At 67.1% G+C, this 12609-nt stretch carries 12 protein-coding genes; 3 read left to right on the top strand and 9 right to left on the bottom strand.

Features of this window, described 5'->3' with window-relative positions:
• Positions 1-160 precede the first annotated feature (160 nt).
• From ACWFRF_RS32820 to pdhA, 5 genes are all read right to left on the bottom strand, one after another.
• Entirely contained in the window at positions 161-1552 is a 1392-nt protein-coding gene (locus ACWFRF_RS32820) for a nucleobase:cation symporter-2 family protein (RefSeq protein ID WP_452453992.1), read from the bottom strand.
• 85 nt (positions 1553-1637) lie between these two features.
• Positions 1638-2336, bottom strand: coding sequence for a hypothetical protein (locus ACWFRF_RS32815; protein ID WP_452453990.1), 699 nt, complete (start codon positions 2334-2336; stop codon positions 1638-1640).
• A 107-nt stretch (positions 2337-2443) separates the two neighbouring features.
• Positions 2444-3778, bottom strand: coding sequence for a dihydrolipoamide acetyltransferase family protein (locus ACWFRF_RS32810; protein ID WP_452453994.1), 1335 nt, complete (start codon positions 3776-3778; stop codon positions 2444-2446).
• Positions 3778-4752: an alpha-ketoacid dehydrogenase subunit beta gene (locus ACWFRF_RS32805; protein ID WP_449972230.1), complete on the bottom strand. Its 975-nt coding sequence runs from the start codon at positions 4750-4752 to the stop codon at positions 3778-3780. The genes ACWFRF_RS32810 and ACWFRF_RS32805 overlap by 1 nt, the downstream gene beginning before the upstream one ends.
• Positions 4749-5831, bottom strand: a complete 1083-nt coding sequence (gene pdhA, locus ACWFRF_RS32800) for a pyruvate dehydrogenase (acetyl-transferring) E1 component subunit alpha (protein WP_452453988.1) — start codon at positions 5829-5831, stop codon at positions 4749-4751. The genes ACWFRF_RS32805 and pdhA overlap by 4 nt, the downstream gene beginning before the upstream one ends.
• Before the next feature lie 171 nt (positions 5832-6002).
• Here pdhA and ACWFRF_RS32795 point away from each other — a divergent pair, with 171 nt between their 5' ends.
• A complete protein-coding gene (locus tag ACWFRF_RS32795; RefSeq protein ID WP_379312069.1) occupies positions 6003-6494 on the top strand; it encodes an Lrp/AsnC family transcriptional regulator in 492 nt (163 codons plus the stop codon).
• Positions 6495-6516: 22 nt separating this feature from the next.
• On the opposite strand, the gene ACWFRF_RS32790 is transcribed toward ACWFRF_RS32795, so the two are convergent.
• Positions 6517-7719: a benzoate/H(+) symporter BenE family transporter gene (locus ACWFRF_RS32790; protein WP_452453986.1), complete on the bottom strand. Its 1203-nt coding sequence runs from the start codon at positions 7717-7719 to the stop codon at positions 6517-6519.
• Between the two features lie 276 nt (positions 7720-7995).
• On the opposite strand from ACWFRF_RS32790, the gene ACWFRF_RS32785 reads away from it, so the two are divergent.
• Together ACWFRF_RS32785 and ACWFRF_RS32780 are read left to right on the top strand one after the other, a co-directional pair.
• Entirely contained in the window at positions 7996-8814 is an 819-nt protein-coding gene (locus ACWFRF_RS32785) for a sulfurtransferase (RefSeq protein WP_452453984.1), read from the top strand.
• Between the two features lie 376 nt (positions 8815-9190).
• Positions 9191-10351: a hypothetical protein gene (locus ACWFRF_RS32780; protein ID WP_452453982.1), complete on the top strand. Its 1161-nt coding sequence runs from the start codon at positions 9191-9193 to the stop codon at positions 10349-10351.
• A 242-nt stretch (positions 10352-10593) separates the two neighbouring features.
• Here the strand turns inward: ACWFRF_RS32780 and ACWFRF_RS32775 are convergent, their stop codons facing one another.
• The 3 genes from ACWFRF_RS32775 to ACWFRF_RS32765 all read right to left on the bottom strand — a co-directional run bounded on the left by ACWFRF_RS32775 (position 10594) and on the right by ACWFRF_RS32765 (position 12542).
• Positions 10594-10947 carry a hypothetical protein gene (locus ACWFRF_RS32775; RefSeq protein ID WP_379312074.1) on the bottom strand — a complete coding sequence of 118 codons (354 nt, stop codon included), beginning with the start codon at positions 10945-10947 and terminating at the stop codon, positions 10594-10596.
• A gap of 361 nt (positions 10948-11308) precedes the next feature.
• Positions 11309-11725 (bottom strand): thermonuclease family protein, encoded by a 417-nt coding sequence (locus ACWFRF_RS32770; RefSeq protein ID WP_452453979.1) that lies wholly within the window; start codon positions 11723-11725, stop codon positions 11309-11311.
• 454 nt (positions 11726-12179) lie between these two features.
• On the bottom strand, positions 12180-12542 hold the full coding sequence (locus tag ACWFRF_RS32765; protein ID WP_378996222.1) for a hypothetical protein: 363 nt from the start codon (positions 12540-12542) through the stop codon (positions 12180-12182).
• Positions 12543-12609 lie beyond the last annotated feature (67 nt).

The following is a 12609-nucleotide window of genomic DNA, read 5'->3' as shown; positions in this document are numbered from 1 at the left end:
ATCAGGTGCCGTTGCTTGCTCCTTCGTCGCCTACGCAACGGCACCTGATCGACGGGACGGGCGCGAACCGCCGACTTCGTCGGCGATCCCTCCTCGAGGTCGGGATGTGCGGGGCTGGGAGTGCGGTCATGGCGGTGCTGCGGTGTGGTTTATGGCTCGATCAGGTGGCGACGGCGGGGCTCGTGGTCGTTGGTTCGTCTTCGGTGGCGGGTTCTTCCGTATCGGCCGGTGTGACGATCGCGGCGCGGGCCATCGCGCCGAGCGGGGTGTGGTTGAAGACCAGGTTCAGCAAGAACGCGGTGGCCGCGCCGAGGGTGACGCCGCTGTCGAGAAGGATCTGCGCCGAGGTGGGGAACTTGTCGAACATGTCCTTGGTGAACACCGGCAGCAGGCCGATGCCGATGGCGGTGGCCGCGACGGTCGCGTTGACCCGGTCCGTCAGATCGGCTTCGAGCAGTGTGGTGACGCCGACGATGGCGACCGTCGCGAACAGCACCAGCCCGACGCCGCCGACCACCGGCTTCGGAATCACCGCCACCACCTCGCCGATGCGGGGCACCAGCCCGAGCACCACCAGGATCGCGCCGCTCACCGCGGTGACATACCGGCTGAAGACCCTGGTCGTGGCGACCGCGCCGACGTTCTGATTGAAGATCGTGTCGACGAACGCGGTGAAGATGCCGCCGAGCACACCCGACAGGCCGTCGCCCACCAGGCCGCGCGCGAGATCGCCCCTGCTCAGTGGTTTTCCGGTGATCTCGCTGATCGCCAGCATGCTCGCGGTCGACTCGGCGAACACCACGGCCATCACGATGCTCATCGCCACCACGGCGGTCACCGGGAACTGTGGCGACCCGAAGTGGAACGGCTGCGGGATCCCTATCCAGTCGGCGGTTCCGATCCCGGCGGTGGTGATCAGTCCCATCGGCAGCGCGATCACGATGCCCGCGACCAGCGCGATCAGCACACCGAGCTGCGACCACACGCCGCGTCCGAGGCAGACGAAGCCCACCGCGATCAGCACCACCACCGCCGCCAGCCCGATATTGGAGGGCGAGGCGAAGCCGGCCGACTTCGGGTCGGTTCCGATGATCAGGCCCCCGGCGACCCCGATCAGCGATACCCCGACCACGGTCAGGACGGTTCCGGTGACCAGTGGCGGGAAGAACCGCACCACCCGCGCGAACGGCCACGCCAGCGCCACCCCGACCACACCGCCGACCAGCATCGACCCGTACACGGCGTCGAGGCCGTACTCCTTGGCGATCAGGATCATCGGGTTGAGCCCGACGAACGTTGCGCCGCAGACGATCGGCAACCGCGCACCGGCCAGCTTGCCGACGCCGAGGCTCTGCACCAGCGTGATGATGCCCGCGACCAGCAGGTCCGCACTGATCAACAGCGCGATCGTCGCCCGGTCCAGCCCCGCGGCCGCGCCGAAGACCAGCGGCACGGTGATACAGCCGGTGTACATGATCAGGACGTGCTGGATGCCGAAAGCCAGTTGCCGAGCGAACGGCAACCTGGTGTCGACGGGATGCGCCTCACTCATGTAACAGGTTGTAGTCCCCGTTTTTTACCGTGAGTGAGCGCCGTGTTTCGTCGGCGTTGCGGGTCGGATATATCACCCGGTGGGTTCAATACTGCTGGTAGCCGCCCTGTGGGTAGTTCGGTTGCTGCTGTGCTGCCCGGATCCAGCGCCCGGTCGACGATGCCGCGGCAAGGCTGAGCATCAAGACCGCGACCGCGGCTTGGACGAGCCCGATGGCCACACTCGCGCCGGATGTCACCGAGGATGACGCGGAGGTCGCGAGGGAGACGAGGCTGCCGAGTGCGCTGAGCGCCGCCACGGAAATGACGATCACCCGGCCCGCTGTCTTGCGGAGGAACAGCAGGATAGAGCCGGTGAGGAGCAACAGGCCCAGCGCGGCGCCGGTGACGACGAAGGTCATCACCAGCGGCGAGACGGACGTGCTCGAACACTCGAAGCTGCCGTCCGGCTTCTGGACGAATTCGCCGGAGCATTCGTAAGCGCGTGTGGCGTTATAGCTGACCACCGCACCAACAAGGGAAACCAGCGAAAGCAGAAGGGCTAGAACGGCAGCGATGATCCCGGTAGCGCCCGAGGCTGCAGGCTGGGGATAGCCGTATGCGGGCGCGCCGGGGCCGGGCGTCGCGTATCCGGGAGCGCCATAGCCGGGCACAGGGGCGCCGTACCCGGGAACGCCGGGGCCCGGTGCTCCGTACCCGGGAACGGCTTGGCCGTACGGGTTGTAGCCCTGCTGGCCGTTCGGCGGATAGCCCTGACCTTGCTGCTGCCCATACGGATACCCCATGACGCCCCCTTTTTCCTCGGATACACCTGCCGAAATTCGTTCGCACGGTGCGCGGTCCGGTCGGACGCGCACCGGCCCGAACTATACGGCCGGGTCCCGACGCGTGCTCAGATGCGGCTGAGCAGCGTCAACGGGTCCTCCAGGAAACCCGCTGTGGTGGCGAGGAAGCGGGCGCCGAGTTCGCCGTCGACCATGCGGTGGTCGAAGCTGAGGCCGAGGGTGGTGACCCAGCGCACGGCCAGTTCGTCACGGAAGACCCAGGGGCGCTTGCGGATCGAGCCGAGGCACAGGATCGCGGCCTCGCCCGGATTCACCAGCGGGACTCCGCTGTCGACACCGAAGACGCCCACGTTGGTGAGGGTGAAGGTGCCGCCGCGCAGGTCGTTCGGGGTGGCGTTGCCGGAGCGGGCGGTGTCGGCCGCCCAGCTGATCTCGCGGCACAGCTCGCGCAGGCTCAGTGACTGAGCCTCCTTGAGATTGGGCACCATCAGGCCGCGATCCGAGGCGACCGCGATCCCCAGGTTCACATAGTGCTTGGTGACGATCTCCTGGTTCTGCTCGTCCCACGCGGTATTGATCCCCGGATACTCCGCGATCGCCGCCAGCGTGGCCTTGGCGACCAGCGCCAGTGGCGTGAGCGTGAGACCTTCGAAGGACTTGGTGGTGCGCAGGTGATCGAGCAGTTCCATCGAGGCGGTGCAGTCGACGGTGACGAAGGTGCTGGCCTGGGGAATCGTGCGCGAACTGGCCTGCATCGCGGCGGCGGTGCGCTTTCGGATGCCCGTGACGGGAGTGCGTTCTTCCCGGGCGGTCGGCTCGATCAGGCCGTCCCCGTCGGTGATGTGGCCGTTGGACGGAGCGCGCACGACATCGCCGAGGCGGGCGGGGGTGCGCGGCTGGGTCACCGGCACGGCCGAGCGCACATCGTCGACGGTGACCGCGCCCTCCGGCCCCGACCCCGCGACGAACCACAGGTCGATGCCGAGTTCCTTGGCCAGTTTGCGGGCCGCGGGAGTCGCGGCGGCGCGATGGGTGCTCGGCGTGCTCGAGGCCATGGACGGCGTGGCCTTCCTTCTCCGCGAGGTCGATTCGGCCTCGGGCCCATAACCCACCAGCACGTTCGTGCGGGGCTCCGCGGTCGGTGGGGCCGACACCTCGAGATCGTTGCGCACCCGGATCAGCGGCGCGCCGACCGGGACGGTGTCACCGGGCTGAGCGAGCAGTTCGACCACGACCCCGGAGAACGGCGACGGCAGCGCCACCACCGCCTTCGCGGTCTCCACCTCGGCGATGGTCTGGTTCAGTTCCACCGTGTCGCCGACCGCGACGGCCCAGGACACCAGGTCGCCGTCGGCGAGGCCTTCACCCAGGTCGGGAAGGCGGAACTCGAGAACATGACCGTCGTCATCGGCGGCTGGTTCCGGCACGAGGGCACCTTTCATCACGCGGCTAGACAGCGGTCGACCGCCGCCAGAATGCGGTCGGGGTCGGGCAGGTGGTGCTTTTCGAGCTTAGCCGGGGGGTAGGGGATGTCGTAGCCACCGACGCGCAGCACCGGCGCCTCGAGGTGATAGAAGCAGCGTTCGGTGACGCGGGCCGCGATCTCGGCGCCGAGCCCGGCGAACACGGGCGCCTCGTGCACGATGACCAGCCTGCCGGTCTTGTCCACCGATTCCGCGATCGTGTCGACGTCGATCGGCGAGAGACTGCGCAGGTCGATCACCTCGAGCGAATGTCCTTCCTCGGCGGCGATCTTCGCCGCGGTGAGCGCGGTGGCGACGGTACCGCCGTAGGCGACGACGGTGGCGTCGGCACCGCGGGTGCAGACCCTGGCCCTGTGCAGGGGCAGATCCGGTTCGCCTTCGAAATCTACGTCGGCCTTGTCCCAATAGCGACGTTTCGGTTCGAAGAAGATCACCGGGTCGTCCAGTGAGATCGCCTGGCGAATCATCGAATACGCGTCGGCGGGCGTACTCGGTGATACAACGCGAAGGCCCGCGGTATGCGCGAAATACACCTCGGGTGATTCCGAATGGTGCTCGACCGCGCCGATGCCACCGCCGAACGGAATGCGGATCGTCAACGGTGCCTTCACTTTTCCGCTGGTACGGTTGTGGATCTTGGCCACCTGCGACACGATCTGGTCGAATGCCGGATAGACGAAACCGTCGAACTGGATCTCCACCACGGGGCGGTATCCGCGCAACGCCATCCCGAAAGCCGTTCCGACGATGCCGGATTCGGCCAGTGGTGTGTCGATGACGCGATTGTCGCCGAAATCCTTCTGCAAGGTGTCGGTTACGCGGAACACACCACCGAGCCGGCCGATGTCCTCGCCGAGCAGGACGACTTTGGCGTCGTCTTCCATCGCGCTGCGCAGGCCGACGTTGAGGGCGCCGGCGAAGGTGGTGATCATGACTGCGCTCCTTCGGCGAGGTAGGCCGAGAGCTGTTGGCGCTCTTCGGTCATCAGTGGATGCTCGGTCGCGTAGACGTTGTCGAACATCCGCACGGGATCGGGGTCGGGCATCTCGATTGTCGCGGTGCGCAGCCGGCGGGCGACCTCGTCGGCCTCGTCGGTGACCTGCTGGGTGAATTCGGGGGAGAGGTCGCCATCGCGGTCGAGGAGCAGACGCACGCGCTCGATGGGGTCGCGCTGGGCCCAGTACTCGGTGTCGGCGGCGGTGCGGTAGCGGGTCGGGTCGTCGGCGGTGGTGTGCGGGCCCATCCGGTAGGTCATCGCCTCGATGAAGGTGGGGCCGCCGCCGGTGCGCGCGCGTTCGACGGCCTGGCGGGTGACCGCGAGGACGGCGAGCACATCGTTGCCGTCGACCTGCACGCCCGGAATCCCGTAACCATCGGCTCGGTGGACCAGCGGGGTATGGCTCTGCACGGCCACCGGTTCGCTGATCGCCCACTGGTTGTTCTGGCAGAAGAACACGACCGGCGCGCTCCACGCCGCGGCGAATCCGAGTGCCTCGGCGAGGTCGCCCTGGCTCGTCGCACCATCGCCGAAGTAGGCGATGGTGGCGATATCGGCGCCGTCGAGATGGGCGGCGAAGGCGTAACCGGTCGCGTGCAGCCCCTGGGATCCGACGACGATATTGGCATTGGTCATCTTGACCTCGCCGGGGTCCCAGCAGTGGTGTGAGACGCCGCGCCAGAGGGCGGTGAGCTGCTCGGGCGCGACGCCACGGCAGTAGGCGACGGCGGTTTCGCGGTAGGAGCAGAACACGTAGTCGTCGGGGTGCAGCGCGTGCGCCGAGCCGACCTGTGCGGCTTCCTGGCCGAGCAGCGGCGGCCACAATCCGAGCTGGCCCTGGCGTTGCAACGCGGTCGCCTCGATGTCGATCCGGCGGGTGATCACCATGTCCCGATACAGCTGCCGCAACCGCTCGGCATCGATGTCGGCGACGAGCGCGCCGTGCTCCCTGTCGAACACCCGGCGGCCGTCGGGCTGAACCAGCTGGACCGGGTAGGTCTGCTTCTGCGACATCGTGATCGCCTCCTCGCCACCGCGCCTTGTGGGCCGATGCAGGTACGCCACTCCGCTGAGTGCGATGTGTATCACTCAGCATCCACCATAACGCGGTGTGCGCAAGCGGTACACGCGCACATGAGCAGAATGCATGGTCTACGGGGGTGGTGCGCTGTCATACTGCGTTGTATGACCAGTCGCGAACCGGACGTGACACTCGACGCCACCGACGCGCGTTTGCTGCGCGAGCTGAACGCCAATCCCCGTGCCACCGGGGTGGAGCTCGCGGCGCGCCTCGGCCTGTCGCGCAACACGGTGCAGGCGCGTCTGGCGCGCTGGGACAGCGGTGGGGTGCTCGGCAGCTTCGAACGCCGGGTGGAACCGCGCGCCCTCGGCTACCCACTGGCAGCGTTCGTCGCGGTCGTGGTCGACCAGCACCGACTCGACAGCGTGGTGGACGAGCTGGCCGATGTCCCCGAGGTCACCGAGGTCTGCGGGATGACCGGCGCCACCGATCTCACCGTCCGCATCGTCGCCCGCGACGCCGACGACCTCTACCGCATCGCGGGCCGAATCCTGAAGATCCCCGGCGTGGAGCGCACCAATATGGCCCTGGTCATGCGTGAGCTGGTGGGACCGCGGACCGGCCCGTTGCTCGACCGGCTGGCAGGACCGAACTGAACTCGGCCCTGCCGCCGGACCCTCAGGTGCCGGTGGGCAGGAAGCGGCGCACGACGAGTCCGGCTACCAGCGCCCAGAAGGCGCCGCCGATGCCGAAGAGGGTGGTGCCGGAGGCGGCGACGAGGAAGGTGACCAGGGCTGCCATGCGATGGGCGGGGTCGCTGAGGGCGCCGGTCAGGGCGGCGGCGAGGGTGGCGAGGAGGGCAAGGCCCGCGACGGTTTCGATGGTGCCCGCCGGCGCGGCGGCGATCAGAGTGACCAGGGCGGCGGAGGCGAGGCCGAGGACGAGGTAGCCGGCGCCCGCTGTCGCCGCGGCGATCCACCGGCGTTTGGGGTCGGGGCTCGCCGACGGTGCGGCGGCGAGGGCGGCGCTGATCGCGGCGAGGTTGATCGCGTGGCCGCCCGCTGACGCGCCGAGGATGGTGCCGATACCGGTGACGAGCATGGCGGGACGCCACGGGACCTGGAAGTCGAACGAGCGCATCACCGCGACGCCCGGAATGTTCTGCGAGGCCATGGTGACGATATAGAGCGGGATGGCGATGCCGACGACGGCCTGCCAATGCCACTGGGGGACAGTCCATTCCACAGTCGGAATCATGGCCGACAATTCCAGGTGCCGGTTGTTCACCACGATGTCGATGCCCGTACCGACGGCCGCCGTGGCGAAGGCGACGAGCACGGCCCACTTGGGTGCGAACCGTTGCAGGACCAGCCACACCACGATGACTGGGACCACCACGGCGGGCGAGGTGCGCAGCGCCTGCACCGGGGCCAGGCACAGCGGAACGAGGACACCGGCCAGCATCGCCTGCGCGATCGGCACGGGGATCGCGGCCACCAGCGAGCCGAGCCGCTGCCACAACCCGGTGATCACGATCAGTACGCCGGTCACCGCGAAGGCCGCGACCGCGCCCGGCCAGCCGCCCGCGACCAGTCCGGTGCTCGCGAGCAGGGCGGCACCCGGCGTGGACCAAGCCAGCGTGATCGGGATCCGGTACCGCACACTCAGCAGCAGAATGCCGATGCCCTGGGTGAAGCACAGGATCAGCAGGCCCGACGCGGCCTGCGCCGGACTCGCCCCCACCGCGCGCAAACCACTCAGCACTACCGCGAACGAACTCGTGAAGCCGACCAGTGCCGTGATGGCGCCCGCACCGAGCGGCTGTGCGATGCCCGTCGGTTTGTCGGCGATATCGGGCGAAGTGGTGGAGACCTGCGACATTGTGCCGATACTGCCCGACGCGGTGGGGGCCGTCGCCTGCCAGTCTCGCGAAAGTGGCCTGATTCGTGCGTGCCGATGGTGGGTCCAGTTTCGCGACCGGCCTGTGAACGATGCGACCGGGTTCGCGGGCCCGGCGTCGTGCGTTGCCGCGCCGGAGTCACCGGCACGGTCGGCGTTGCCGGGTGAAGTCGTGCGTCGATAGGTGCCGCGGAGCCGGTTCGATGCGTAGGGTGTCGGGAACGGTTTCGCAGGCGGGGGCTTGGAGGAGGAGTGGGAGTGGGCGCGGTATTGATTTCCTCGGCTGAGCTTCGGGAAGAGCTGGCGGACAAGCCGATTCACCTGCTCGATGTGCGGTGGGCGCTGGGCGATCCCGATGGCCCGCAGCACTATCTCGACGGGCATGTTCCGGGCGCGGTGTTCGTCGATCTGCCGACCGAATTGGCCGCCGCGCCGGCGCCCCCGCGCGGCAGGCATCCGCTGCCCGATCCCGGCACCTTCGAGAAATGCGCGCGCAGTTGGGGATTGAGCTCGGGCGACCCGGTGGTGGTCTACGACGCGACCGGCGGCATGGCGGCCGCGAGGGCGTGGTGGCTGCTGCGCTGGGCCGGTGTGGACAACGTGCGCATCCTCGACGGCGGGCTGCCCGCGTGGATCGCGGCCGGTGGGGAAGTCGCGACCGGCGCCGAACCGGATCCGGTGGGTGGTGACCTGGTGGTGCGCCCCGGCGGTTTGCCGATGGTCGATGCCGACGCCGTCGCGAAATGGCCGGGTGTGCTGCTCGACGCGCGCGCGGGCGAGCGGTATCGCGGCGAGGTCGAACCGGTCGATCCGCGTCCCGGACACATCCCCGGCGCGGTGAGCGCACCGACCGCTGAAAACCTGGATGGCACAGGGCATTTCCGGAATGCCGAAGAACTGCGCGCACGCTTCGCGGGATTCGGCGACGGCCCGGTCGCGGTGTACTGCGGCTCCGGCGTCACCGCTGCCCACCAGATCGCGGCGCTGGCGATCGCGGGCATCGACGCCGCCCTCTACCCGGGCTCGTACTCGCAGTGGTCGAACGATCCGAAACGGGCGGTGGCGACCGGAGAGTAGGCGCTGCTGGGAGTGCCTGGCGACCGCGGGGTTCGGTGGTGTGACAGCACTGGCTCGGACCGGCTGCGGACCCACCCGAGCTCACGGGCAGCCGCGGGCGATGTCGTGGAGGGTGGCGTTGTCCGCAGCGGTGACGGGTAGGTCGTAGTCGACCGCCACGGTGAGGTACTCGGCGGCGTAGAAGCAGTGGCTGGGGCGCGCGGGCGGCAGCGATTCGGCCGGGGTGTCGTAGTGTGTGGTGTTGGATCATGATGTGGCCGAGTTGGATTCGCTGGTTGCCAGGATTGGTTGCCGGTTCGCCCGGCCCGAGCCTCGGTGACCCGGCTGCGGTTGTCCCGGGTCACCATGTGCGCAGCGTTTGTCTCGGAGGGATCGAATGGTCGACTTTACTGTTGATGTGTCGAAGCTGTCCGGCTTCACACTGGATCTCCAGGACATCGGCGCCAATTTCACCGAGAACGCGGGCCGTTTACTACCGGGTTTAGCGCTACCAGCCGGAACAGCCGGACAGCTGGCACAGCTGTCGGTGTCGATCCAGAAGCTGCAAACCACACTGTCCGGCGACCATCAGAAGGACACGAGCGCCCTCGGCACACTGGGTTCCGGACTGGGGACCGCGGCCACCGCGTACAAGAATTCCGATGAGCAGCACGCTGTCTCGATCAACCAGGCCGCGGCGAGCTTGACCGACGGGCAGGGTGTCGCGGCGACAAGCCAGGCCGGGGACGTCCGCCGATTCACCGGCCTGCAGCAGCCCAGCCTGCAGAACGTGGAGGAAGCCCAATACACGGTCCGCCAGGTCGTCACCGGCTGCGTCGGGCTGCTCACCTCCTACGACGAGCCGCTCGGCCGGACCATCGGCATCAAGCCCGTCGCCGATTACCTGGCGCCGGTGGAAGCGGACTGGGAGGCGCTGCAGGGAGTGGGTAAGCGGATCGGCCTGCTCGGCATCAACGACTTCGCCCACTCGCAGAACCTGTCCGCGGGCACCGGGTGGATACAGGCCGACTGGACCGGTGCAGCCGCGACCGCGTTCGGAGCTACCGCGACCACCCTCGGACAGTCGAACGACCACGATCCAGCGGATCTCCGGCGCTTTGGGCTACGAGTCCGGCCGGGCCACCCCGGTCTACAACGCGAGCGAATTCGAACTCCCGGAGAAGGTGATTGTCGACCTGGGTGCCATTCGGTACGGATACGGAGACAACGTGTGGTTCGAACACGCTGTCTCCGTCTGACCCGGCTACTCCGGTCAGGTCAGTCGGGTGCGAATCCGTTGATCTCGAAGGAAATCACGACAGCGGCGACCGCGGCAGCGCCGAGGACGAACGTCACCGTAGACGCCAGTGCGAAAACCCGGATGCGCCGCCACCAGGACAATCCCAATCCGGCGGCAATCGCGACGAGCGCCGGAATCATCCACGTTATCCAATACCACGGCGAGATTGGTTCCGTGTCGCCTCGGTATTTCTTGGGAGTCGCAGTGGGCTCGGGCACGTCGAAGACGTTCTGCAGTAGCACGACCAAGGGGAAATAGGCGATCACCGCCAGTAAGCCGCCGATGATGACTCCGAAGATCGCCGGGACCAGTACATCATCGGTCCTGCTGTTCCTATCAGTCATATCCCCACCTATTTCGAACCCGACCAGGAGTGCACCGCACCGGAACCGTATACCAGGAACGACTTGGCGAGGCCGAGTTCCTCGCTCTGCGCCATGGTGTTCACAGCGGACTGAGCCATGTTGCCGTAGTCGTCGTCGGTATGGAAATTGTAGACATCACAGATGTGGGACTGCTGCTTCAATTCGATCTGATGTGATCCGGCCGCACCTGGATGGGCGACCACAACGGTGGTCGAGGCGGATCGCCGATTCCTCCAGCACGTAGTCGTCGCCGGTCACGCGATAGTAATGATCGAACAATTCTTTGGCGACGGGGCGATCTCTCGAGCTGAAGTAGATCCCCACGGCTGCCGCCTGGGTGGCATTGGCTTGAATCAATTCACCGGTGAAATCGCGAATTGTCTTGAATTTGCTCGAGTCGACTACCGGAAAATTTGGATGAATAGAAGTGTCGTAACTCTTGATCGGCGGCGCCTGTCCGTTCTCGCCACCTTGAACTTCCTCGTACATCACATTCTCCAACTCGCAGGTCTACGATATTCCTGCGCGGTCCGATGCTGGTCGGGCCACTCGGACTCTACTTCGCCGCGGGTTCGATGGTCAATTTCGGTGGCACCGAATCTGTTGTGGTGCAATGCATCCGGGTTATCGGCGGTCTGCCCCATCGCAATCCGCGCAGGGCGAGCCAGTACTGCAACTGCACTCGGTGGTCAGTCGAGCGGGTGCCCTGCCGCCGGTCGTGCGATAGCCGGGCGTGATCTGGCGGCGTCGTCGCCGGTGCGACCGGTACCAGTCGTGGTCGGCGGTATCGAGCCGGGTCAACACGAGCGCGACAAGCAGACGCCCGAATCACACGGATGCCGTTGCAGTACTAGTTCGTGACGCCGTTGCATGTCGCCGGGTTCCACAGCCCCAGGTGGTGGACCTGCGCATACCGCGCTGCGGCGCGGAACTCGCGCTGATACTGGTAGGGGTGTGAGTGTGAATATGTGTATTCGTGTCCAAACCCCTGCGCGATCTGGTTGAGGTTGAACAGCACCCCATCCACCCAGACATACGCCAGGAGCCGACCGTATTTGTCGGTGCTGTCCTGCGACGGATCGGGCCTCACGACTACTTGTTTGCCGACCAGCACCCGCTTGGCACGGTCAGCCGCCTCGGTACCGAAACACTGCACCGACTTGCGCGGATCCTGGGTCTCAGGTGTGTCCAGACCCAACATCCGGACCCTCACCTGTCTGCTGTCCTTCAGGATCGACACCGTGTCACCGTCGATCACCTGCAACACCGGAAACGGCCCCGCTGCATCAGCCGGAACCGGAATTGGACTCGGCACCTCACTGGGCGGTGACGCCGACTCGACTCCAGGCACCTGACCACATGCCACAGCCAATAGAACCATCACCACGGCGCCGACAGCTGCGACGCCGTGACTCACGTCCCTCAGGCCATGCCGAACGGAGCGCTGCCGCACAACCAGGGAATCACGCAACATCGCCCTCAACAGTCCAGATAATGCGGGTGTCGCAGCCGTCGTGACTGCCCGGCGCGCGCCGGACTGCCGGGTGCGGGTGTGACCGGCCCATCCGGTCCGATCACCGCGCACCCGGCAACCGCGAGCACTGTGACGAGCAACCACGCCGGTTTCCCCATACCCGCATGTTGTAGCCGGTGGTACCGACAACAACCGCGCTTCGAGCGGCGCTGGGCGAGGGGAAGGCCGCGTCAGTCGACGATGCGGCCTACAACCAGGCTCGGGCCAGCAGGTCGTCCGCGGCCTGCGCGGCCGGGTTGGGCGGGAATCGGGTGGCTGCTATCGAGGAGACGTGGGCGCCGTCATGGCCGACCAGCCACGAACCGCCACGGTCTTCGCATTCGGCGATCTTGGCGAAGACGGTGAGCAGGAAGGTGATGGATTCACTGGGGTCGATGGTGTGCGCCAGGCGCTGGGATTCGCCTGGCCGCGACAGATCGAGCCAGACGCCTGCCTGACCGTCCAGCCGCATGCCGAGGATCTTCGTGGTGTCGATGAAGGTGAATTTGCGCCGTTCCCAAGGGGTGTTGGGTGTGTAGCTCTGCTCGAGAACCTGGAGCAGAATCGTCATCGCTGCCCTCCGCACGAATTACAAGGGGTCATCGGTCGAACCGGATCGGTCCGGTCCGCCTGGGTCC

This window comes from Nocardia sp. NPDC055165, from assembly GCF_053606985.1.
Note: the sequence above shows the minus strand (reverse complement) of the source record. Positions and strands in the feature narration are given on the sequence as shown.

Coding starts and splice junctions, on each gene's coding strand:
- ACWFRF_RS32795 (WP_379312069.1), top strand. CDS start 6,003: ATGACCAGTCGCGAACCGGACGTGACACTCGACGCCACCGACGCGCGT.
- ACWFRF_RS32805 (WP_449972230.1), bottom strand. CDS start 4,752: ATGATCACCACCTTCGCCGGCGCCCTCAACGTCGGCCTGCGCAGCGCG.
- ACWFRF_RS32790 (WP_452453986.1), bottom strand. CDS start 7,719: ATGTCGCAGGTCTCCACCACTTCGCCCGATATCGCCGACAAACCGACG.
- ACWFRF_RS32815 (WP_452453990.1), bottom strand. CDS start 2,336: ATGGGGTATCCGTATGGGCAGCAGCAAGGTCAGGGCTATCCGCCGAAC.
- pdhA (WP_452453988.1), bottom strand. CDS start 5,831: ATGTCGCAGAAGCAGACCTACCCGGTCCAGCTGGTTCAGCCCGACGGC.
- ACWFRF_RS32765 (WP_378996222.1), bottom strand. CDS start 12,542: ATGACGATTCTGCTCCAGGTTCTCGAGCAGAGCTACACACCCAACACC.
- ACWFRF_RS32775 (WP_379312074.1), bottom strand. CDS start 10,947: ATGTACGAGGAAGTTCAAGGTGGCGAGAACGGACAGGCGCCGCCGATC.
- ACWFRF_RS32780 (WP_452453982.1), top strand. CDS start 9,191: ATGGTCGACTTTACTGTTGATGTGTCGAAGCTGTCCGGCTTCACACTG.
- ACWFRF_RS32810 (WP_452453994.1), bottom strand. CDS start 3,778: ATGAAAGGTGCCCTCGTGCCGGAACCAGCCGCCGATGACGACGGTCAT.
- ACWFRF_RS32820 (WP_452453992.1), bottom strand. CDS start 1,552: ATGAGTGAGGCGCATCCCGTCGACACCAGGTTGCCGTTCGCTCGGCAA.